Consider the following 23,219-nt stretch of genomic DNA (forward strand, 5'->3'; position numbering starts at 1 on the left):
CGGTTCCAGCCACGCCTGACGAGCGTACTGTGGCGCATTCGTCAGATGGATGCAGCGGATGCGGAACACGCGCGTCTGCGCGCTTGTTCCGCCAACGGGCGCAGACCGCCTTGCTGACGGTCTGCTTGGCCGGTTGCGACTGCCGTTATTCCACCACGACCGGAATCTTGCCGATACGCGACTGCCACAAGCGTGGGCCGGTCTTGTGCACCGATTCGCCGGTGGAATCCACCGCCACGGTGACCGGCATGTCCTTGACCTCGAACTCGTAGATCGCCTCCATGCCCAGATCTTCGAAGGCCAGCACGCGCGCAGCCTTGATCGCCTTGGACACCAGGTAGGCCGAACCGCCGACCGCCATCAGGTACACGGCCTTGTTGTCGCGGATCGCATCGATCGCGGCATCGCCGCGCTCGGACTTGCCGACCATGCCCAGCAGGCCGGTCTGCTCGAGCATCTGGCGGGTGAACTTGTCCATGCGCGTGGCGGTGGTCGGGCCGGCCGGGCCCACCACTTCGTCGCGCACCGGATCGACCGGGCCGACGTAATAGATGAAGCGGTTGGTGAAATCCACCGGCAGGCTTTCGCCCTTGTTGAGCATGTCGATCATGCGCTTGTGCGCGGCGTCGCGGCCGGTCAGCAGCTTGCCGTTGAGCAGCACCACCTCGCCCGGCTTGAAGCTGGCCACTTCCTCGCGGGTGATGGTGTCCAGGTTGACCCGGCGCGCGTTGGTCGGGTTATAGGTGAGCTTGGGCCAGTCCTCCAGCGACGGCGGGTCCAGCATCACCGGGCCGCTGCCGTCCAGGGTGAAGTGCGCATGGCGGGTGGCCGCGCAGTTGGGGATCAGCGCCACCGGCAGGTTGGCGGCGTGGGTCGGGTAATCCTTGACCTTGATGTCCAGCACCGTGGTCAGGCCGCCCAGGCCCTGCGCGCCGATGCCGAGCGCATTGACCTTTTCGTACAGCTCCAGGCGCAGCTCTTCGGCGCGATTGGAGGTGCCGCGCGCCTGCAGGTCGACGATGTCGATCGGCTCCATCAACGCTTCCTTGGCCAGCAGCATCGCCTTTTCGGCGGTGCCGCCGATGCCGATGCCGAGCATGCCCGGCGGGCACCAGCCCGCACCCATGGTCGGCACGGTCTTGAGCACCCAGTCGACGATGGAGTCGGACGGGTTGAGCATGGCGAACTTGCTCTTGGCTTCCGAACCGCCGCCCTTGGCCGCGACGATCACCTCGACATGGTGGCCCGGCACGATCTTGGTATTGACCACTGCCGGGGTGTTGTCGCGGGTGTTGGTGCGCTTACCGGCCGGGTCGGCCAGCACGCTGGCGCGCAGCTTGTTGTCGGGGTGGTTGTAGGCGCGGCGCACGCCTTCGTTGACCATGTCTTCCACGCCCATGGTGGCGTCGTCCCAGCGCACGTTCATGCCGATTTCCAGGAACACGGTAACGATGCCGGTGTCCTGGCAGATCGGGCGGTGGCCCTCGGCGCACATACGCGAGTTGATCAGGATCTGCGCGATGGCGTCCTTGGCCGCCGGCGATTCTTCGCGCTCGTAGGCGGCGGACAGATTCCTGATGTAGTCGACCGGGTGGTAGTAGCTGATGTACTGCAGCGCATCGGCGACGGACTGGATGAGGTCTTCCTGCTTGATCGAGGTCACGGCTGGCTCTACGGCTGGCGGGGGCAATCCGCATATTTTAGAGCAAACCGCGGGCGCGGCCGGATGTGGCATCAATCACAGCGATTGACAGGTGGAACGCGTGCGCCTGCCAGGACAAGCCCGACGCGGCGCCGACATCGCCACCCACGCTGCACCCGCCCTGCCCGTGCCAACACCCCGCACCCACGCCGCGCGCGGCACACTAGCGCTATGTCAGCTTCCCGTTCCGGCGCCACCGCGCCCGCCGCCCCCCGTACCGGCCCCACCCTGCGCGAGCGCCTGGATGCGCTGCGTAATCTGCCCCCGTTCCTGCGCCAGATCTGGCAGACCAGCCGCTGGTTGAGCGCCAGCAGCATCGGCCTGCGCGTGCTGCGCGCGTTGATGCCGGTGGCCACGCTCTACATCGGCAAATTGATCATCGACGAGGCGATCCACCTGGTCGGCCAGCCGCCGGCGTTCGAGTCGCTGACCCAGGCATTGAGCAGCGGGCGCTTGAACCGCCTGCTGGAATTGCTGGCGCTGGAACTGGCGCTGGCGATCGGTTCGGACCTGCTCGGGCGCATGGTCGGTTATGCCGATGCGCTGTTGTCGGAGCTGTTCAACAACGCTGCCAGCGTGCGGCTGATGGAACATGCCGCGCAGCTGGATCTGGAAGACTTCGAAGACCCCGACCGGCAGGACAAGCTGGATCGCGCGCGGCGCCAGACCATGAACCGCATGAACCTGATGAGCCAGTTGTTCGGCCAGGTGCAGGACGCGATCACCGTGGTCAGCCTGGCGGTGGGCCTGGTGGTGTATGCGCCGTGGTTGATCGCGCTGCTGGCGGTGGCGCTGATCCCGGCCTTCATCGGCGAGGCGCACTTCAACGCATTGGGCTATTCGCTCAACTTCCAGTGGACGCCGGAGCGGCGCCAGCTCGATTACCTGCGCCAGGTCGGTGCCAGCGTCGAGACCGCCAAGGAAGTCAAGATCCTCAACCTGCATCGTTTCCTGATCGCGCGGTATCGGCGCCTGGCCGACAAGTTCTTCCAGGCCAACCGCGCACTGGCGCGCAAGCGTGCGTTGTGGGGCGCATTGCTGGCCGCGCTGGGCACGCTGGGCTACTACATGGCCTATGGCTACATCGCCTGGCGCACCGTGCGCGGCGATTTCAGCATCGGCGATCTGACCTTTCTGGCCGGCAGTTTCCTGCGCCTGCGTCAGTTGCTGGAGGGGCTGCTGATCGGGTTTTCGCAGGTCGCCGGCCAGGCCTTGTATCTGGACGATCTGTACTCGTTCTTCAACATCGTGCCGGAGATCCGCTCGCGCCCGAACGCACTGCCGGTGCCGCGCCCAATCCGCCAGGGCTTCGTGTTCGAGGACGTGGGCTTCCGTTATCCGGATGCCGAGCAGTGGACGGTGCGGCACCTGGATTTCGAACTGCGTGCCGGCGAAGTGCTGGCCCTGGTCGGCGAAAACGGCGCCGGCAAGACCACCCTGGTCAAGCTGCTGGCGCGGCTGTACGACCCGGACGAAGGCCGCATCCTGCTCGATGGGCAGGACCTGCGCGATTACGACCTGGACGATGTGCGCGCCAACCTGGGGGTGATCTTCCAGGACTTCGTGCGCTACCACCTGAGCGTGGGCGAGAACATCGGCGTCGGCCAGGTCGATGCGATGGACGATGCGCCGCGCATCCGCGCCGCTGCGCAGCGCGCAATGGCCGGCGAGCTCATCGACAGCCTGCCCGATGGCTACGACCAGCTGGTCGGGCGCCGCTTCAAGAACAGCGTGGACCTGTCCGGCGGGCAGTGGCAGAAAATCGCCATCGCACGCGCCTACATGCGCGATGCGCAGCTGATGATCCTGGACGAACCCACCGCCGCACTGGATGCGCGCAGCGAGTTCGAGGTGTTCCAGCGCTTCAAGGAGCTGTCGGACAACCGCACCGCGGTGCTGATCTCGCACCGCTTCTCCAGCGTGCGCATGGCCGACCGCATCCTGGTGCTGGCCGCCGGCCGCATCGAAGCCAACGGCACCCACGCCGAGCTGATGGCGCAGGGTGGGCGGTATGCGGAGCTGTTCGAGTTGCAGGCTGCGGGGTATCGGTGAGGTTGGGAATGGGGAGTCGGGAATGGGGAATCGTTAGAAGCTGCCTTCCCGGCAGATGAGGGCTACTGAAAGCGCTGATCGGGAAGCATCCGTGATTTTTCAGCTGCCGCCCCGATTCCCCATTCCCCATTCCCCATTCCCAGCCAAATGAGAGTTCATCTCATTTGGCCGGCTTGAGATAGAATTGGCCGGTACTCTTCCCACGACACTTACCGGTATGTCTTCCGCTTTCGGCGCCGAAACGGTGCTTGAGGTCCGTCACTGGACCGATGCCTACTTCAGCTTCACCACCACCCGCGATGCCGGTTTCCGCTTCGAGAACGGGCAGTTCGTGATGATCGGCCTGGAGACCGAAACACGCCCGCTGCTGCGGGCGTACTCGATCGCCAGCGCCAACTGGGAAGAACATCTGGAGTTCTTCAGCATCAAGGTGCCGGATGGTCCGCTGACCTCGCGGTTGCAGCACATCAAACCCGGCGACAAGGTCCTGGTCGGCAAGAAACCCACCGGCACACTGCTGATCAGCGACCTGCACCCGGGCCGCAATCTGTATCTATTGGGCACCGGCACCGGCCTAGCGCCGTGGCTGTCGATCATCAAGGACCCGGAAACCTACGAGCGCTTCGACAAGGTGATCCTGACCCAGGGCGTGCGCTTCGTGCAGGATCTGGCCTACCGCGACTACTTCGAGCGCGAGCTGCCACAGCACGAATTTCTCGGCGACATCCTGCGCGACAAATTGCTGTACTACCCGGCGGTGACCCGCGAAACCTTCGCCAACCAGGGCCGGCTGACCGAGCTGATGGCCGATGGCCGCATGCAGCAGACGCTGGGACTGCCGACCCTGGACCCGGCCAACGACCGCTTCATGATCTGCGGCAGCCCGCAGATGCTGGCCGACCTGCGCACCCTGCTGGACGCGCGCGGCTTCCAGACCTCGCCACGCATCGGCACGCCGGGGCATTACGTGTTCGAGCGCGCCTTCGTCGAGAAGTGATACGGCGCGCGCGACGCGGCGCCTCGTGCAGGCTCCGCTGCCGTAGGAGCGCACCTGGGCGCGACTGGCATTACCAGGAACGCCTCGTCGCGCCCAGGCGCGCTCCTACGGGGGGCGGACGCTGCGGGTCAGGTGCCCAGCGCGCGCTCGATATCTGCTGCCAGGGCTTCCGGTTTGGTGGTCGGCGCGTAACGCTCCAGCACCGTGCCATCGCGGCCGATCAGGAACTTGGTGAAGTTCCACTTGATCGCCTCCGACCCCAAGACGCCCCGCTGCTGGTGCTTGAGCCATTGCCACAGCGGATGCGCGCCGTTGCCGTTGACTTCGATCTTCGAAGACAGCGGAAAATCCACCGCATAATCGAGCGAACAGAACTGGCGGATCTGCGCAGCATCGCCCGGCTCCTGGTGACCGAACTGATCGCAGGGAAACCCGATCACCACCAGGCCACGTTCGCGATAGCGCTGCCACAGCGACTGCAAACCGGCGTACTGCGGGGTAAACCCGCATTTGGATGCGACATTGACCACCAGCACCACGCTGCCGACGTAATCGCGCATCGATTGCGTGCGACCGTCCAGGTCGGTGAATTCAAACGTGGAGAGATCGCTCATGGCGTGCTCGAATGCCCAGGGGAAGCGGCAGCGTAGCGCAGCCGCGGGCCATGCAGCACTGCAGCGGTAAGGCTGACCCGGCTCCCCCGTGCAAGGGTGAAGAACGACACAGCTAACGCGCTGGTGCGGCCGTCCGCACCAGCCAGCACTGCGCCCGATCCGCGCCGACGCCGTGGCTGCAACGCCGGTCAGCTCCGCCGAGCGAAGCGCTCCCGCAATCGCAGGGCCCGCACAGCGGGCGCACTTCGCTACGGCGCTTGCGTGCTGCCTGCCATGCCGGCACGACGCCGTGCGAATCGCGGTCCGGCGACGCCGGCCACGGGCCGAACCCGCCAGCATGACGACCGGCCAACCGGCGAGCTCGGCCTCGCGCGTCGGCCACGTCTACCAGTTAACTGCGCGAAGCCAGGGCAGCCATGCCTTTTGTCACACGCCTGTCCCGGCAGGCTGGGTTAGCCTCGGCGGTTCGCACTTTGGAGCTACCTTCTTGACCACCCGTCTCGCTTTTGCCCTGGCCGCTTCCCTGGGACTTGCCATGCCGTCCTACAGCATCGCCGCACCCGCGACCACGCAGGCTGCCACCCAAGCCAACCCCTTCTTTGCCGACAGCACGCTGCCGCTGCATTACCCGCAGTTCGACAAGATCACCGACAACGACTTTGCCCCCGCCTTCGATGCCGGCATGGCCGAGCAGTTGAAGGAAGTGGACAAGATCGCCAACCAGAAAGCCAAGCCGAGCTTCGACAACACCATCGTCGCGCTGGAAAAGAGTGGCGCCACGCTCGATCGCGCCACCACGGTGTTCTTCAACCTGGTGGGTGCCGACACCAACGATGCACGCAAGAAACTGCAGGCCGATTATTCGGCGAAGTTCGCCGCGCATCGCGATGCGATCTCGCTCAACGGCAAGTTGTTCGCGCGCATCCAGACCCTGTACGACCAGCGCGCCAAGCTGGGCCTGGATGCGCAAAGCCTGCGCCTGGTAGAGAAGTACTACAGCGACTTCGTCCGCGACGGCGCCAAGCTCTCCGAGGCCGACAAGACCACGCTCAAGGCGATGAATGCCGAGCTGGCCAACCTGGGCACCACCTTCAGCCAGAACGTGCTGGCCGAGGTCAACGCCGCTGCAGTGGTGGTGGATGACGTCAAGCAGCTCGACGGCCTGTCTGAAGAACAGATCGCCGCAGCCGCCGAAGCGGCCAAGGCGCGCAAGCTCGACGGCAAGTACGTGATCGCGCTGCTCAACACCACCGGCCAGCCGCCGCTGGCCCAGTTGAAGAATCGCGACCTGCGCAAGAAGATCTATGACGCGTCGGTGTCGCGCGGCAGCCATGGCGGCCAGTACGACAACACCGCGCTGGTGTCGCGCATCATGAAGCTGCGCGCCGACAAGGCCAAGCTGCTCGGCTTCCCGACCTATGCGGCGTATTCGCTGGAAAACCAGACCGCCAAGACCCCCGAAGCGGTCAACGCGATGCTGGGCAAGCTGGCGCCGGCGGCGGTGGCCAATGCCAAGCGCGAGGCTGCCGACCTGCAGGCGATGATCGACAAGGAACAAAAGGCCGCGCGCAAGCCGACCTTCAAGCTCGAAGCCTGGGACTGGGCCTACTACAGCGAGAAGGTGCGCCAGGCCAAGTACAACTTCGACGAGTCGCAGCTCAAGCCGTATTTCGAGCTGAAGAACGTGCTGGAAAACGGCGTGTTCTATGCGGCCAACCAGGAATACGGCCTGACCTTCAAGCAGCGCACCGACCTGCCGACCTACCGCGACGACATCACCGTCTACGACGTGTTCGACGCAGACGGCAAGCAGCTGGCGATCTTCATCGCCGACATGTACGCGCGCGAATCCAAGCGCGGTGGCGCATGGATGAACTCCTACGTGTCGCAGTCGGACCTGACCGGTTTCAAGCCGGTGGTGGCCAACCATCTCAACATCCCCAAGCCGCCGGCCGGCCAGCCGACGCTGCTGACCTGGGATGAAGTGACCACCATGTTCCATGAGTTCGGGCATGCGCTGCACGGCATGTTCTCCGACGTCAAATACCCGTATTTCTCCGGTACCAGCGTGCCGCGCGACTTCGTCGAGTTCCCTTCGCAGGTCAACGAGATGTGGGCCGACGAGCCGTCGATCCTGAAGAACTACGCCAAGCATTACCAGAACGGCACCCCGATGCCGCAGGCGCTGCTGGACAAGGTGATTGCCGCGTCCAAGTTCAACCAGGGGTTTGCCACCACCGAGTATCTGGGTGCGGCGATGCTGGACCAGAACTGGCATCAGATCAGCGCCAGTCAGGTGCCGGATGCGGCCGGCGTGATGGCCTTCGAAGCCAAGGCCCTGCAGCAGGACGGCATCGCCTACGCGCCGGTGCCGCCGCGCTACAAGACCCCGTACTTCAGCCACATCATGGGCGGTTACGCGGCCGGCTACTACGCCTATATCTGGTCCGAAGTCCTGGATGCAAACACCCAGCAGTGGTTCAAGCAACATGGCGGCTTGAGCCGCGCCAATGGCGACCGCTTCCGCAAGACGCTGCTGTCGCGCGGCGGCAGTGTGGACGCGATGGAGCTGTTCCAGAACTTTGCCGGCCATGCGCCGCAGATCGAGCCACTGCTCGAGAAGCGCGGCCTGAGCGCGCAGGGTGGCGATGGGGCAACGCCGGAAGCGCCGCAGTCCAAGCCGTAATCGGACCTGCATGACGACAACGCCGCCCGGAGCGATCCGGGCGGCGTTGTGGTTTTTTGCGAAGGCATGCGGCGCAGCTGCCGCGTGGCGCTCAGGCGTCTACGGCGTCCACGCCATTGAGCAGTTTCTTCAGCAGCTTTTCCAGACGCGCCTGCTCCGCTTCGCTGAGGTCGGCCGTCTGTTCGTGCAACAGCGTGCATGCTTCCGGCAACACGCTTTCGATCAATGCCAGCCCGGCCGGCTGCAGGGTCAGCATGATCTTGCGGCGGTCGTCGGGACTGCTGCCACGCGCGATCAAGCCCTTCTCGCACAGCTGGTCAGTGAGCCGGGTGATGTTGGCCGGCTTCTCGCTGGCGGCCTCTGCCGCCTCGGTCGGGGTAATCGCCTGCTCAGGCGTGCCGTACAACATCATCAGGATTTCGTATTCCGGCGGGCTGATCCCGTACGGCTTGAGTCGCACACAACTGATGGTGTGCAGCCGCTTGTAGAGATGCTTGATCAACCTCACCAGGACAGCGGGCTCCCGCGGGAAGGCTGGGTAGCGCGCGCAGGTGTGGTCCACGCGATTTGCGGTTGGATCGAAACTACTCATATCACCCGTTTGGCTACATTACTGAATGGCCAAACCATTCAATCACATCACTTGCGCGGCAACACCTCAGCGAGCGAAAAGATGTACATATTCCGGCGCGACCCAGGGCATCAAGGTGGCTGCAGCGACCTCGGCCGTTTGCGTGCCGTCCGAATACGGCCCGACCTGGTAAGGCGGAAACACGAAGCGCACGGCAGTGATCTGCCCGGCTGCGTTCAACACCGGGACGAACTGCGCGAAGTTGTCCACTTGCGCTGCAGTGCCTTCGGCAATCATGCGGTCGGCCGATGCGACTTGTTCGGCCTGTTCCTCGACCGGTACCCGATCGGCTTCCACACGTTGGGTAGCCGCCGCATGCAATTGTGCAGCGACATCGCGACCGATCTTCTCCCATCCGGCCGGGTCGGGGACCAACGCCTGCGCGGTCAGTTGCTTGCGCTCCTTGATCAGCCACACGAAACGCGCCACCAGCGGCTCGCCATGCGCGCCGCCGGTGTAGCGGCTGCCATCGGCGGCGATGACGATCAGGTCCGTGGTCTGCAACAATTTTTCGAATGCCAGCGACAACTCATAAGGCGCGGCGGGCTTGTCGTTGCCCAGACCGGAGACGGCCTCCATCAATTCGCTGCGGGCATCCTGCGCATACTTGCGAATCAAAGCAGCCAGGTCAGGGTATGCATCCAGCCCGGGCGGATAGCTGATACCAATCATGTAGGCCGGCGCGTGTTCGATCACATCTTCCAGCGGGCCGCTCTGCACCATCTGCGGTTCCGGAGCCGGCGTTGTCGATGCCCCCGCATCGGCTGCCGGCTCGGTCGGCTCGACTGCCGCGGGTTCGCGCTGCGTACAGCCAGTCAACAGGGCCAGCATCAGCAGACCGCGCGCACTATTGAATCCAAGCAACCGCCCCATCCCACCTGCTCCCCTGATCGAACCCACCCACTGCTGTCCGTCAGGCCAGCAGATCCTGAAACTGTTGATGCCGGCGCACGTAGGCGGCGGCGTAGCTGCACGCTGGCACGACCTTCAGCCCGGCCTGGCGCGCATGCTGCAGAGCGGCCTCGACCAACACCGCGGCAATCCCGCGGCCTGCAATGGCATCCGGCACCAGCGTGTGCGTGATGGTCATGCGCGCACCCTCGAGCTGATAGACCAGCTCGGCATGATGTCCCTCGGTGTCAACAACGAAGCGCTGCTGCGTGGAATCGTGTTCGGCGTGCACTGTCGCTGCCTCCATCGTGGTCTGCGCCCGGCAGTGAATATGCGCCAAGTGTGACCAGCGCGACGCCGCGCCTGCGTGAAAATGAATCCCCGCTGTGACTGCCGGCGCGACTTGGCGACGACGTCCTTAAGTTCGCCGTGGCAGCGCCGATAGCTGACTCGACGGCGCTGCCTGCAACCGGTCTCCGGCCTGGCCAGTGCCCTCGCCTTATCAACGAGGAGTCACCGCATGCACAACGATTCGGCAGGAAACGGCACGGACAGCGATAGCTCGCTGCTGGAAGGCTTGTTCCAGTTCGCCATCAATGGCGACACCCACAACCCCGATTTCGCGCAACTCAACGATACCGTCTACGAACGTCTGCAGCAGGCCTACGGCGCAGCGTCGGGCACAGCGCTCAGCACCGACCGCGAACGCAACGCGGCCTGACGCCGGCCTCGTTCCATCCGCCAGGACCTGCGACGCCATGGCGTCGGTCCTGGCCCGGTTGCCGCAGGCAACCGCTGCACTGATGCGTCAGCTGCGTCACCGCAGCGCCGGCCAGCCCGGTACCCCCAGGCAGCAGGACGGGCCAGCGCCCTCAGCCGAAGCGGGGATTGGACAGCTGCTCCAGGAAGACCTGCCACACCCGCGGCTCCATGATCAGCATGAACATCACCCCGAATGCCGCACCGGCCAGGTGCGCGCTGTGGTTGATGCGATCGCCGCCACGGCGGTCCATCCACAGGCTGTAGCCCACGTAGAACACCGCATAGATGATCGCCGGTGCCGGAATGAACAGCACCAGGATGATGGTCCACGGCTGCAGCAGGATGAAGGCGAACAGCACCGCCGACACCGCACCGGAGGCGCCCAGGCTGAGGTAATTGGGGTTGTTCTGGTTTTTCAGATAGCTGGGCAGGATCGACACCACCAGCGCCGCCAGATAGAACAGCGGATAGGTCAGCACGCTGCCGGTCAGCTGTGTCATCACGCTTTCGATCACCCGGCCGAAAAAGAACAGCGTGATCATGTTGAAGACCAGGTGCCCCAGGTCGGCATGGATGAAGCCGTAGGTCACCAGGCGGTCGTACTGGCGCTGCTTGTCCAGCGCTGGCGGCCAAAGGATCAAGCGGTCGTTCAATTTGCGGTTGTTGAACGCCATCCACGAGACGATGCCGGTGATAGCGATCAGGATCAGGGTAATCATGCGGACCTCAGGCAGAACGGTAATTGTCGACCATGCGATACCGGCGTGCGTACAGGCCGAAGGCCAGTGCTGCCAGAAACGCGAAGGCCGCGAAGAAGAACATCAGGAATGCCGCTTCGCTGAGCCCAGTATCGGCGATATGGGAGGTCACCGTCGCGTTGCGCACCGCCACGTTCGATAGCAGCACCCACAGATTGCCCACCGTGGTGGTCAGATACCAGAAGCTCATCACCACACCCTTCATCGACGGCGGCGCCTGGCTGTAGGCGAACTCGATGCCGGTGGCCGATACCAGCACCTCGCCGAAGGTGAGCAAGGCATAGGGCAGCATCTGCCAGGCGATGTGCATCGGCTCACCGCCATCCATGACGACCTGGATCGCGCCGACCGCAATCCACGCCACCCCGCTGAAGGCGATACCGCTGGTCATGCGACGCAACGGCGTCGGCTCCCAGCCTCGACGGCGCAGCAGCGGGTACAGCACCAGGTTGTTGAAGGGGATCAGCAACATCACCAGCAGCGGATTGAGCGCCTGCATCTGCGAGGCGGTGAACCACGCCGGCATGGTCATCTCGCGCCCCTGCAGCACCCAGGTCGAAGCCTTCTGATCGAACAACGAAAAGAACGGCGTCACCAGCGCGAAGATCACCAGCACCCGCAGCAATGCGCGCACGCCTTCGACCGCTGCATCAGGATGCAGGCCGCGCGCGCGTTCCAGCTGCCACCAGGTGCCGCCACCGATCCCGGCCAGCAGCAGCACCAGCGCCATGCACAGACAGATGACGATGCCCAACGGCTCGATCAGCGCCATGCAGGCCAGTGCAGCGACCACCGCGATGATGGCCAGCGCCAGACCAGGCCGCCCCTGCCCGGGCGCGCGCGCCAGCAATGCCGTGCGCAGCACGGCGCCAAACCCGTGCGGGTCTTTCGGCGGCAACGGCACCAGCACGTAGCGCTTGCGCCCCAGCCAGAACACCAGCGTGGCCACGAACATCAGGATGCCGGGGATGCCGAACGCCCACGACGGGCCCAGATTCTTCAGCGCCAGCGGAATCAGCAACGAGGCGAACAGCGAGCCGAAGTTGATGATCCAGTAGAAGGCGTCGAACACCACCTTGGCCATGTTCTTGTTGGACTGGTCGAACTGGTCGCCCATGAACGAGGCCACCAACGGCTTGATGCCGCCCGCGCCCAGCGCGATCAGGCCCAGCCCCACGAAGAAGCCGTGACGGCTGCCCTCGAACATCGCCAGACACGCGTGGCCGGCGCAATAGATCAGGCTGAACCACAGGATGGTGTTGTATTTGCCGAACAGCCGATCGGCCAGCCAGCCGCCCAGCAGCGGGAAGAAGAACACCCCGATCATGAAACTGTGCAGGATGTGCTTGGCTTCGGCCTCGCGGCCCGGCCCGCCAACTTCCTGCAGCAACAGCGAAGTGATCAAAAACTGCACCAGGATGTTGCGCATCCCGTAAAAGCTGAAACGCTCGCAGGCTTCGTTACCGATGATGAAAGGAATCTGGCGCGGCAGGCGCGCGCCGGCCGTGGGGCCCGGCAGGGTCGAGGTGGTCAAAGGCGGTCCGGTCGAGCGGTAAACAGCCCCTATCGTACCGGCGCCGAGAGGCCGGCCGCCATGCAGGAGCAGGCCGGCGGCCGGCGCGGCGCGCTGCCGACATCGGACGGCGCGCAATCGACGCCGCGTGCAGGCGCGCGCAGAACGTATCGATAGCCGGCAAAGCAGCGTGTTCGAAGCGCTCGCGCCCGCTTCGAAGGGTCGGCAAATGTCGCAGTGCAGATTGGCCTGCCAGCTCGGCTCGGCTACATTGCAAACGTTTTCCTGGAACACTGGACCGCTGGATGCCCCGCTTCACCCGCCTGGCCCTGAGCCTGTTGTTGTTGACCTGTGCCCCTGCCGCGCTGGCCGCCGAACCGCTGACCACCCAGGCCGAGCGCAGCGGCTTCGTCCAGACCGGACGCTACGACGAAGTCATCGCACTGTGCGATGCCTTTGCCCAGCGTTACCCGCAGGCGGTGCGCTGCGTGGAGTTCGGCACCACGCCGGAAGGCCGGCCGATGAAGGCGTTGATCGCCTCCACCAGCGGCGCGCTGGATGCGGGCAGCGCCGCGCAGCGCAAGCTGCCGGTGGTATTGATCCAGGGCGGCATCCATGCCGGCGAGATCGATGGCAAGGACGCGGGCTTTCTGGCTTTGCGCCAGCTGCTCGATGGCGAGGCCGGCAAGGGCGTGCTCGACAAGCTGGTCTGGGTGTTCGTGCCGGTGTTCAACGTGGATGGGCATGAGCGCTTTGGCGCCTGGAACCGCCCCAACCAGCGCGGCCCGGAGCAGATGGGCTGGCGCACTACCGCGCAGAACCTCAATCTCAACCGCGACTACGTCAAGGCCGACGCGCCGGAGATGCAGGCCATGCTGCGGCTGGTGCAACAATGGGATCCGCTGATGTACGTGGACCTGCATGTCACCGACGGCGCCAAGTTCGAGCACGACGTCTCGGTGCAGGTCGAGCCGGTGCACGCCGGCGATACCGTGCTGCAACGCGACGGCACGCGTTGGCGCGATGCGGTGCTTGGCGATCTGGCCAGGCAAGGTTCGCTGCCACTGCCGTACTACCCGTCTTTCGTGCACGAAGACGACCCCGCCTCCGGTTTCGCCGACGACGTCTCGCCGCCGCGCTTTTCGCATGGCTATTTCCTGCTGCGCAACCGCTTCGGCATGCTGGTGGAAACCCATTCGTGGAAGGACTACCCCACGCGCGTGCGGGTGACCCGTCATGCCATCGTGTCGGTGCTGCAGCAGGCCGCAAAACACGGCAGCGCCTGGCGCGCCGATGCGCTGGCGGCCGATCGGCGCGCCAGCCAGCTGGCCGGCATGCCCGAGCCGCTGAGCTTTGCTGCCGGCCCTGCCGCGCGCACCGTGGCGTTCCGCGGCTATGCGTACACGCGCACGCCCTCGCCGATTTCCGGCGCGTTGATGACGCGCTACGACGAGAGCAAACCGCAGATCTGGAAGCTACCGCTGCGCGATCAGATCAAGCCCGACCTGGTGGTCGACGCGCCGCGTGGCGGGTATCTGGTGCCGGCCGCGCAGGCTGCCTTCGTCGCAGACAAATTGCGCCTGCACGGCATCGATTTCCGCACCGTCGCCAGTGCGGCCGAACACCCGGTGCAGACTTTCCGCGCCGACACCGCCAGCTTTGCCGCGCGCTCGAACGAAGGCCACCAGACGCTGGACGTCGCTGGGCAGTGGCGCGATGAAACCCGCGCCGTGTCCGCCGGCTCGCTGTTCGTGCCGATCGCTCAACCCAAGGCGCGCCTGCTGATGGCGATGCTGGAGCCGCAGGCACCGGACTCGTTGCTGCAGTGGGGCTTTTTCAATTCGGCCTTCGAGCGCAAGGAGTACATGGAGGCCTACGTGGCCGAAGACGTGGCGCGCGACATGTTGGCCAACGACCCCGCGCTGAAGGCGCAGTTCGAACAGCGCATCGCCAGCGACCCGGAGTTCGCCAAGAGCCCGCAAGCGCGCCTGGAGTTCTTCGCCAGGCGTCATTCCTCCTGGGACGAGCGCTACCAGCTGTATCCGGTGCTGCGTACCGCGCAGACCGATTTCTAACCGCAGCGCCGATTCCGGCGAGCGGCCGAGCGGCGCCTGTGCGCCCCTACCATTCGGGCATCTCGGTGCCCCTTAGTTTTGTAATGACCCAGCACCACAAGGACACCCCGTGCCACACCCCGATATGAAAACGTTTACAACAACCGTCTATCGCCGTCGCCCGCTCGTATTGGCGGTGGTGATGGGCCTGGGCATTGCGCTGGCTGCACCGTTGGCAATCGCACAATCCGCACCGGCATCGCAGCCATGGATGGACACCGCATTGACCGCCGACCAGCGTGCGGATCGGCTGCTGGCGCAAATGAGCGAGGACGAAAAATTCCAGATGTTGCGCAGCTACTTCGGCCTGGGCACCGACAAGATTCCCAAGCCCGAAGGCGCGCTGGGGTCGGCCGGCTATGTGCCCGGCATTCCACGCCTGGGCATCCCGGCGCAGCAGCTGGCCGATGCCGGGGTGGGCGTGACCAATCCCGGCGGCATCCGCAAGGGCGACTTCGCCACCGCGATGCCGTCCGGCCCCTCGACCGCCTCAAGCTGGAATCCGCAACTGGCCTACGCCGGCGGCAAGACCATGGGCCGCGAGTCCTGGCAGCAGGGCTTCAATGTGCTGCTGGCCGGCAGCGTCAACCTGCAGCGCGACCCGCGCAACGGACGCAATTTCGAGTATGCCGGCGAAGACCCGCTGCTGGCCGGCACCATGGTCGGCGAGTCGATCCGCGGCGTGCAGAGCGAGCACGTGCTGTCGACGATGAAGCACTTTGCGCTCAACGACATGGAGACGCGCCGCAACTTCCATAGCGCGCAGATCGGCGAGCAGGCAATGCACGAATCGGACCTGCTGGCATTCGAGATCGCGCTGAAGATCGGCGACCCGGCTTCGGTGATGTGCTCCTACAACAAGATCAACGGCATCTACGGCTGCGAGCACGATTACCTGCTCAACCAGGTGCTCAAGCAGCAATGGAACTACCCCGGCTACGTGATGTCCGACTGGGGCGGCGTGCACAGCGGCTCCAAGGCGGCCCTGGCCGGACTGGATCAGCAATCGGCCGGCGAAGTGTTCGATGCGGCGGTGTTCTTCGATGCCCCGCTGCGCATGGCGGTGTCGGCCGGCGTGGTGCCACGCGCGCGCTTCGACGATATGGTCAAGCGCGTGCTGCGCAGCCTGTTCGCGCATGGCGCGTTCGATCATCCCACCCAGCGCCAGCCGATCGACGGCAAGGCCGGGCTGCTGGCCGCGCAGCATGTCGCCGAAGAAGGCAGCGTGCTGCTGCGTAACGAGCAGGCGACCCTGCCGTTGTCCAGGGACGTGCGCCGCATCGCGGTGATCGGTGGTTACGCCGACAAGGGCGTGATGTCCGGCGGCGGCTCCTCGCGGGTGGACTACACCATCAACGGCGGCAACGCGGTGCCCGGTATCACCCCGACCACCTGGCCGGGCCCGGTGATCATCCATCCCTCCTCGCCGTTGCAGGCGCTGCGCGCGGCATTGCCGAACGTGCAGATCGATTATGTCGACGGCAAGGACCGCGCCGCTGCCGCGCGCGCCGCCAGGGCCGCCGATGTGGCGATCGTGTTCGCCACCCAATGGGCAGCCGAATCGGTGGACCTGCCGGACATGCAATTGCCGGACAACCAGGATGCCTTGATCGAGGCGGTGGCCAAGGCCAACCCCAAAACCACCGTGGTGCTGGAAACCAACGGCCCGGTGCGCATGCCCTGGGCCGAACGCGTGCCGGCAGTGCTGCAGGCCTGGTATCCGGGTATCGGCGGCGGCGAGGCGATCGCCAACCTGCTGACCGGCAAGGTCAATCCCTCCGGCCATCTGCCGGTGACCTGGCCGGTGGACGAATCGCAGTTGCCGCGCCCCTCGATTCCGGGGCTGGGCTTCAAGCCGGCCAAGCCGGGCGAAGACACGATCGACTACGCCATCGAAGGCGCCAACGTCGGCTACAAGTGGTCTGCCGCGCGCAACCTGACCCCGCGTTATCCGTTCGGGCACGGTCTGTCGTACACCCAGTTCCGCATGGGCGGCCTGCAGGTGGACGCGCAAGGCAGTACCCTCACCGCGCGCTTTGACGTGGAGAACACCGGCCCGCGCGAAGGCGCCGCCGTGCCGCAGCTCTACGTCACCCTGCCCGACGGCCACCCCACCCCGCTGCGCCTGATCGGCTGGCAGAAGCTCACGCTCAAGCCGGGCGAAAAGCGCAGCGTGCAGGTGGTGGCCGAGCCGAAGACGCTGGCCGATTTCGATGCCAAGGCACGTCACTGGAAGATCGCTGCCGGCACCTACCGAGTGCAGCTGGCGCGTTCGGCAAGCGAACCGGTGCAAAGTGCGGAGGTCAGCTTGCAGGCGGCGCAGCTGCCGTAATCGCGTGCCGTGGCGGCCATGCAATGCGCATGGCCGCCACGCCGTCTTCTCACATCGCCGGCAGGCGCCAGCCACGTCAAGAATTTGTGCCAGATGCGTTGACAGCCGCGCGCGCAGCTTGCACAATTCGCCCCCTGAGTCGCCCAGGTGGCGGAATTGGTAGACGCACTAGCTTCAGGTGCTAGCGGGGGCAACTTCGTGGAGGTTCGAGTCCTCTCCTGGGCACCACGACTCACGGTAGATCGCAGAAAACCTCGCTTCGGCGGGGTTTTTTGCGTTTGGGCATTTGCGTTTGGGCGTCTGCCTTCGCGCACTACTCGCCATTGCGCCGTGGTCTGTTGCAGGCAGTCTCCGGCGGCAGCAGCATCGAACGATTCCGCCATCGCGCGGCCAGGTCACCGGGCATGGGCCAAGCTCAGCCCGGGCAGCAAGCGCATGCGTGGTGATCTCCTGATGTGTTGCCAGCAACACATCACTGCGCGCCGCCGCACCCAACAAACACCCAAGCGCCATAGCAGTGACTTTCGACACGCGCCACACGCGCTACACACGCATGAGGATGCCTCGTCACCATCATGGCAATTCCCGATGCGCCGTTCGCTGTCACTTGCCTTGATGCTGATTGCCACGTTCAGCACGCCCGCATGGGCACAGCAGGCCCATAGCGGCGCGGCGCAGACGCATCGAGCCCAGGTGTCATCGCACCAATGCGGCCTTGGCACAGCGTTCAATGTGCTCGCCGACAGCGGCGGCATCTGGCTTTACCGCGACACTGGCGTGCCGCGCGAGGTGTTCTTCCACGCTGGCGAGTTGAGCATCGATCACCAGGTGCAACAGATCAGCGCTGCCGACAGCGAGCGATTGCGCGAGATGGAACAACACGGCCGCGCACTGATGCCGCAGGTCGCCGATATGGCGCACGCGATGGTCGACCTGAGCTACGACGCGCTGGGCGGCGTGATCGAGGTGCTGACCGGCAGTTCGCTCAACGCCCGCAAGATCGCACGCCTGCGCACGCGTGCCAACGACTATGTCGATGCCACGCTGGGCAAGGGACGCTGGGACCAACAGGCCTTCGACGGGAACTTCGAGCGTTATGTCGAACACGAAGCCGAAGCCTTCAAAGGCAGCATCGCGCGTCACATGCTGTGGCAGATCATGACCGGCCGCTCGGATGCGATCGATGCACGCGCACAGGCGATGGATGGCCAACTCGACGCCAGACTGGATGCGCGGGCACGCGCAATCGAAGCCAGGGCCAGCGCCTTATGCAGCGATGTGCAAACGCTACGCGCCTTACAGGATGCACTGGACGTGCGCTATCAGGGCCATGCACTGCAGTTGCTCGATGCAGTGCCGCAAGACGATCGCAACGCCATCACCGCAGCCGCGCACGCACGCACACCGGTTGAAAAAGAGATCGCCAACGATGGAGCGCTTGCGTTGCCGCAACCGGTAAAACTGCAAGGCGGCACCGAAGGCACGCCGGCAGCTGCGGTGACGCATCAGTAGTGTGCCGGAGCGACTGCCACATGCCGCGAGCGAGGTCGGGCGCACGGCGCGGAGAAACGGGTCCTAGGAGCGGCATCTGCCGATTGCGAACACCGGCCGCACCCGCCAGGAGATCGCGCAGCGGCGTGTGAGCCGCACCTAGAGTGGCCAGAACGTGGCGAGCAGTCGTCACGCGGGAACGGACAGCGCGCTCAAAAACGGGGGGACACGTGGTCCATGCCGCACCGGGCACCGGCTGCACCCGCCTGACGGTGAGCACAGTCGGTTTGTTAGCTGCCCTCAGTCGGCACTGCTGGACTTGTCCTTGATCGCTTGCCTGATGCGCTTGGCACGTGCAAGGTCTCCGGCCGCCTCGTACGCTTCAGCCAGGCTGTCCTGCGCATTGCGCGATGCCGGGAACACGTCCACGTTGAGTGCAAACACCCTGATCGCGGCGGTGGCGCCCAGGTTGGACAGCACGGTGTAGCCGGTCGTATTGATCGCGCGTTCGAGCGCAGTGTCGGAGAGGCCGGGCCGTGCCCGCAGTGCCTGCACAAAGAGACGGTTGTCCTGCTCGTCGGAAGCGCGCAGCGCGTAGGCAATCAGTGATTCAGCCAGCGACTTATCGGCAAACCGTTGCGGCGAAAGCGTGCCAAGCACGCTATCCAGCAGCACCCTGCTCCACACACCGCGTACGCTGCCATTGGTGAGATAGACGACGCTGTAACTGTCCCCATCAAGCGTCGTATCGAACAGGATCCGCACTCTCGCCCGCGCGCCACGATCGTGGCCAATCGCCTGATACGCGTCGTCCTGCCCGAGCTCCCACCCACTGGCGAACCAGCCGCGCTGTCCATTGGCAAGCGTCTGCGGTTGCCAGAGCTGGCGCAGCGTGTCCTGGCCCACCAGACGCCCGGTCCGCACCGCCTCCAGGAACGTGCTCAGATCGTCGACGCTCGTATACAACTGCCCATGTGCGAGCGCGTAGTCCGGCCAGGCGACAGTCGGCTCCAGTTCCGGCTTGCCGTCTTTACCGAGGTACGCGCTGGCCACGCTGTGTGCAGGCAGCAGTGGGAGCCCAACAGATGTGCGCGTCAGATGCAGCTTGGCGATGATCCGCTCCGATGCGATCTGCGGATACGGCTTGCGGTAGTGCGCCTGCAGTAGCTGCGCCAGCACCACGTAATTGGTGTTGGTGTAGCGCGTTTGGCTGCCGGGAACGGCAACCAAGGGCTGTATGGCCAGTCGCTCGAACATCGCCTGCGCGCTGGCCGGAAAGCGCGCATTGTCCTGGACCGAGCCACGCATCTGCGACGGCTCGAAGTACTCCGGTAGACCGGAGGTATGATCGAGCAGCTGCCGAACGGTGATGCGCTTCCAGGGCGCGGGCAACGCAGGCAGATACTGCCTGGCCGGCTGGTCCAGGTCGATCTGCCCTGCCTCGACCAGTTGCATGATCAAGGTACCGACAAACAGCTTGCCGATCGAAAATGCGGGAAAGATCTGCTCGCGCGTGATCGGTTGCTGTGTCTGCAGATCGGCGACGCCGTCGACTGCGCAAAATTCCCGCTTGCCGTTGTGCACGACAACCACTGCCTGGCCGACGATGCCGTAGCGCTGCCGATTGAGCTGCATCTGCCGGGCCAGGCGGTCGCCGAGAGACTCAGGCGTGGCAGCAACGGCAAAGCAGCAGCACAACGCAAGACACAGCAGCAGCCATGCAAACCACTGGGTCAGTTGTCGCCGCCGCGCTGGCAGGTGCGATGATCGCGACGCCGCTGGCAAAGCTCCATCCGTGAATGCCCTACCTGCCCAACACCCGACCATCGGCGCTGCTCCCGAGTGAACAGCGCCAGTCTAGCCCAGCGGCAAAACCTGCCGTGCGCTCAATGCCCCCCGGCCGCCGCCGCACCACCGGCGCCCGCGCCGAATGGCGGCTTGGCCAACCAAAGGAAGAAGATGATCGCCAGGAAGGTCCAGCCCAGCAGATAGAAGATGTCATTGAAGCCCATCTGCGAGGCCTGGTGATTGATCATGTTGTTGAGCGATGCCGCGCCGCGTTGCAGGTCGCCCTGCCCCATGGCGGCGACCTGTTCCTGCATGCCGGGCGTGTACACCGAGATGTGTTCGGTGATGTGCGCGTGGTGCACCTGCGTGCGGCGCGCCCACAGATACGTGGTCAACGATGCGGCAAAGCTGCCGCCCAGGGTACGCAGGAAGGTAGCCAGGCCCGAGCCCGCGGCGATCTCGCGCCCATCCAGGTCGGAGAGCAGGATCTGCAGAACCGGCATGAAGAACAACGCCACGCCGACGCCCATCACCAATTGCACGGTGGCCACGTGGCTGAAGTCCACCTGCAGGTTGAAGTTGGAGCGCAGGAAGCTGGTGAACGACAGGAAGATGAAGGCGACGCTTGCCAGCATGCGCAGATCGAAGCGCAAGGCGTATTTGCCGACGAACGGCGTCATCAGCACCGGCAGGATGCCGATCGGCGCGGTGGCAAGGCCGGCCCAGATCGCGGTATAGCCCATATCGCGTTGCAGCCACTGCGGGATCAGCAGGCTCACGCTGAAGAACGCCGCATAGGCCACCACCATCGCCAGCGTGCCGGCGCGGAAGTTGCGATGCCGGAACAGTTTGAGATCGACGATGGGGTCCTTGTCGGTGAGCTCCCAGATCACGAACACCACCAGCGCCACGGCAGCAACGCAGGCCAGCACCACGATCTTGTCTGAAGAGAACCAGTCCTCGTCGTTGCCCAGATCCAGTACCAGCTGCAGCGCGCCCACGCCGACCACCAGCAGGATCAGGCCGATATAGTCCATGCGCGGTTTTTCGAGCTGTTCGGGGCGATGCCGCAACTGCGAACCGACGATGCTGCTGGCGATGATGCCCAGCGGCACGTTGATCAGGAAGATCCATTCCCAGCTGTAGTTGTCGGTGATCCAGCCGCCCAGGATCGGGCCGGCGATCGGCGCGACCACGGTGATCATCGCCAGCAACGCCAGTGCCTGCCCGCGTTTTTCGCGCGGATAGATCGACACCAGCAAGCTTTGGGTGATGGGATACATCGGCCCGGCGACAAACCCCTGCAGCGCGCGTGCGACCACCAGCATGCCCATGCTCTGGGCAAGCCCGCACAGCAACGAGGCGATGGTGAAGGCCAGCGTGGACCACACGAACAACTTGGTTTCGCCAAAGCGCCGGCTCAACCAGCCGGTCAACGGCAACGCGATCGCCGTGCTTACCGCGAACGAGGTGATGACCCAGGTGGCCTGCTGCGAACTGGCGCCGAGATTGCCGGCAATGGTCGGCAGCGAGACGTTGGCGATGGTGGTGTCCAGCACCTGCATGAACGAGGCCATGGCCAGGCCCATGGTGCACAACGCCACGCTGGCCGGACGAAAGCCGGCAGCGGGCGCCGGCGCTGCCGGGCCGCCGGACGCAGTGGGAGCTTGCGAAGACATGGTGGCCTAGCCCGCCTTGCTGGCAGCCTGCGACGGCAGGTTGTCCTGGATGATGCGATGGATGTCGGCGTCGGCAGCCTGCAACTGCTGCGCGTACACATCGGTGGAGAACACCGAACCGGTCGCCAGCTTGGTCGGCAGCACGCTGCCCTGCTGGTCATGTAGATTGACGTCGACCTTCATCGACAACCCAATGCGCAGCGGATTGTTGGCCAGTTGCTTGCTGTCCACCGCAATGCGCACCGGCACGCGCTGCACGATCTTGATCCAGTTGCCGCTGGCATTTTGCGCCGGCAACAGTGAGAACGCGCTGCCGGTGCCCAGGCCCAGGCTCTCGATGCGACCGGTGTAGTCGACACCACCGCCATACAGATCCGAATGCAGTTCCACTTCCTGGCCCAGGCGCATGTGCTTGAGCTGGGTTTCCTTGAAGTTGGCTTCCACCCACACCTGTTCCAGCGGCACCACCGCCATCAACACGCTGCCCGGCTGCACGCGCTGACCGACCTGCGCCGAACGTCGTGCGACATAGCCCGATACCGGCGCCACCACGCCGGTGCGCGCATGATTGAGATAGGCCTGACGTACCTGCGCTGCGGCCGTCTGCACATCCGGCTGATTGGACAGCGCGCTGTCGTCGATCAGCGCACGGTTGCGCTCGAAGCTCTCGCGCGAGCCGCTCACGGCCGCTTCGGCGGCAGCGAGCTCTTCGCGGGCATGCGCCAGTTCTTCATTGGAAATGGCGCCGCTGGCTGCCAGATTCCTGCGTCGCGCAAAGTCGGCACGGGCGCTGCGCAGGGTGACTTCGCGTGCCGACAATTCGGCCTGCGCGCCTTCCACGCTGCGGTACAGACCGCGCACCTGGCGCACGGTCTTGGCCAGGTTGGCTTCGGCCTGCTGCAGCGCCACGGCGGTATCGGCCGGGTCCAGTTGCACCAGCAGCTGGCCACGCTCCACGCGCATGCCGTCTTCGGCACCGATGCTGACCACCGTGCCGCCCACCATCGGGGTGATCTGCACCTGGTTGCCCTGCACGTACGCATCGTCGGTGTCCTCGTACCAGCGTCCGACCAGGACGTACCAGGTCACGATGCCGATGATCGCCAGGATCACCACAATGGCCACGATGCGCAGCGCCGCGCGGCGCTTGCTGGGTGCGGCTGGCGCGGGTTGGGAAGAAGTTGGAGTCGTCTGGCTCATCGTCGATGT

Annotated in this window: 17 protein-coding genes and 1 tRNA gene; 8 read left to right on the forward strand and 10 right to left on the reverse strand. The window is 65.0% G+C overall.

The window, feature by feature from the left end:
* Positions 1-145: 145 nt before the first annotated feature.
* Complete coding sequence (locus tag FHY19_RS09865; protein ID WP_259165445.1) at positions 146-1,663, reverse strand: fumarate hydratase; 1,518 nt, start codon at positions 1,661-1,663, stop codon at positions 146-148.
* A 210-nt stretch (positions 1,664-1,873) separates the two neighbouring features.
* Here FHY19_RS09865 and FHY19_RS09870 point away from each other — a divergent pair, with 210 nt between their 5' ends.
* Complete coding sequence (locus FHY19_RS09870; protein ID WP_259165448.1) at positions 1,874-3,754, forward strand: ABC transporter ATP-binding protein; 1,881 nt, start codon at positions 1,874-1,876, stop codon at positions 3,752-3,754.
* A 217-nt stretch (positions 3,755-3,971) separates the two neighbouring features.
* Entirely contained in the window at positions 3,972-4,751 is a 780-nt protein-coding gene (locus tag FHY19_RS09875; RefSeq protein ID WP_259165450.1) for a ferredoxin--NADP reductase, read from the forward strand.
* Positions 4,752-4,879: 128 nt separating this feature from the next.
* Here the strand turns inward: FHY19_RS09875 and FHY19_RS09880 are convergent, their stop codons facing one another.
* Entirely contained in the window at positions 4,880-5,365 is a 486-nt protein-coding gene (locus tag FHY19_RS09880; protein WP_259165465.1) for a glutathione peroxidase, read from the reverse strand.
* A gap of 487 nt (positions 5,366-5,852) precedes the next feature.
* Here FHY19_RS09880 and FHY19_RS09885 point away from each other — a divergent pair, with 487 nt between their 5' ends.
* Complete coding sequence (locus FHY19_RS09885) at positions 5,853-8,051, forward strand: M3 family metallopeptidase (protein WP_259165469.1); 2,199 nt, start codon at positions 5,853-5,855, stop codon at positions 8,049-8,051.
* A 91-nt stretch (positions 8,052-8,142) separates the two neighbouring features.
* Here FHY19_RS09885 and FHY19_RS09890 read toward each other — a convergent pair whose 3' ends face one another.
* The 3 genes from FHY19_RS09890 to FHY19_RS09900 form a co-directional block, all read right to left on the reverse strand.
* Positions 8,143-8,643, reverse strand: a complete 501-nt coding sequence (locus tag FHY19_RS09890; RefSeq protein ID WP_259153529.1) for a MarR family transcriptional regulator — start codon at positions 8,641-8,643, stop codon at positions 8,143-8,145.
* Positions 8,644-8,709: 66 nt separating this feature from the next.
* A complete protein-coding gene (locus FHY19_RS09895; RefSeq protein ID WP_259165471.1) occupies positions 8,710-9,555 on the reverse strand; it encodes a DUF3298 and DUF4163 domain-containing protein in 846 nt (281 codons plus the stop codon).
* 40 nt (positions 9,556-9,595) lie between these two features.
* Positions 9,596-9,880, reverse strand: a complete 285-nt coding sequence (locus FHY19_RS09900; protein ID WP_259153527.1) for a GNAT family N-acetyltransferase — start codon at positions 9,878-9,880, stop codon at positions 9,596-9,598.
* 213 nt (positions 9,881-10,093) lie between these two features.
* Here FHY19_RS09900 and FHY19_RS09905 point away from each other — a divergent pair, with 213 nt between their 5' ends.
* On the forward strand, positions 10,094-10,294 hold the full coding sequence (locus FHY19_RS09905) for a hypothetical protein (RefSeq protein WP_259153526.1): 201 nt from the start codon (positions 10,094-10,096) through the stop codon (positions 10,292-10,294).
* 151 nt (positions 10,295-10,445) lie between these two features.
* On the opposite strand, the gene FHY19_RS09910 is transcribed toward FHY19_RS09905, so the two are convergent.
* Positions 10,446-11,054, reverse strand: a complete 609-nt coding sequence (locus FHY19_RS09910) for a rhomboid family intramembrane serine protease (RefSeq protein ID WP_259153525.1) — start codon at positions 11,052-11,054, stop codon at positions 10,446-10,448.
* Positions 11,055-11,061: 7 nt separating this feature from the next.
* Positions 11,062-12,627, reverse strand: coding sequence for an oligopeptide:H+ symporter (locus tag FHY19_RS09915; RefSeq protein WP_259165510.1), 1,566 nt, complete (start codon positions 12,625-12,627; stop codon positions 11,062-11,064).
* Between the two features lie 284 nt (positions 12,628-12,911).
* On the opposite strand from FHY19_RS09915, the gene FHY19_RS09920 reads away from it, so the two are divergent.
* The 4 genes from FHY19_RS09920 to FHY19_RS09935 all read left to right on the forward strand — a co-directional run bounded on the left by FHY19_RS09920 (position 12,912) and on the right by FHY19_RS09935 (position 18,564).
* Positions 12,912-14,681 (forward strand): M14 family metallopeptidase, encoded by a 1,770-nt coding sequence (locus tag FHY19_RS09920; RefSeq protein WP_259165511.1) that lies wholly within the window; start codon positions 12,912-12,914, stop codon positions 14,679-14,681.
* Positions 14,682-14,862: 181 nt separating this feature from the next.
* Positions 14,863-17,052, forward strand: coding sequence for a glycoside hydrolase family 3 protein (locus FHY19_RS09925; RefSeq protein WP_259166366.1), 2,190 nt, complete (start codon positions 14,863-14,865; stop codon positions 17,050-17,052).
* Positions 17,053-17,193: 141 nt separating this feature from the next.
* Positions 17,194-17,280: transfer RNA gene (locus FHY19_RS09930), tRNA-Leu, on the forward strand.
* Positions 17,281-17,745: 465 nt separating this feature from the next.
* Positions 17,746-18,564 (forward strand): YggN family protein, encoded by an 819-nt coding sequence (locus tag FHY19_RS09935; RefSeq protein WP_259165513.1) that lies wholly within the window; start codon positions 17,746-17,748, stop codon positions 18,562-18,564.
* 279 nt (positions 18,565-18,843) lie between these two features.
* On the opposite strand, the gene FHY19_RS09940 is transcribed toward FHY19_RS09935, so the two are convergent.
* The 3 genes from FHY19_RS09940 to FHY19_RS09950 all read right to left on the reverse strand — a co-directional run bounded on the left by FHY19_RS09940 (position 18,844) and on the right by FHY19_RS09950 (position 23,210).
* Complete coding sequence (locus FHY19_RS09940; RefSeq protein WP_259165515.1) at positions 18,844-20,178, reverse strand: serine hydrolase domain-containing protein; 1,335 nt, start codon at positions 20,176-20,178, stop codon at positions 18,844-18,846.
* Between the two features lie 251 nt (positions 20,179-20,429).
* Positions 20,430-22,010 (reverse strand): DHA2 family efflux MFS transporter permease subunit, encoded by a 1,581-nt coding sequence (locus tag FHY19_RS09945; protein WP_259165525.1) that lies wholly within the window; start codon positions 22,008-22,010, stop codon positions 20,430-20,432.
* Positions 22,011-22,016: 6 nt separating this feature from the next.
* The gene (locus FHY19_RS09950; protein WP_259165543.1) at positions 22,017-23,210 is read right to left on the reverse strand and encodes an efflux RND transporter periplasmic adaptor subunit; all 1,194 of its coding nucleotides are present in this window, start codon (positions 23,208-23,210) and stop codon (positions 22,017-22,019) included.
* Positions 23,211-23,219 lie beyond the last annotated feature (9 nt).

The organism is Xanthomonas sp. 4461, from assembly GCF_024806475.1.
Classification (GTDB): Bacteria; Pseudomonadota; Gammaproteobacteria; order Xanthomonadales; family Xanthomonadaceae; genus Xanthomonas; species Xanthomonas arboricola_F.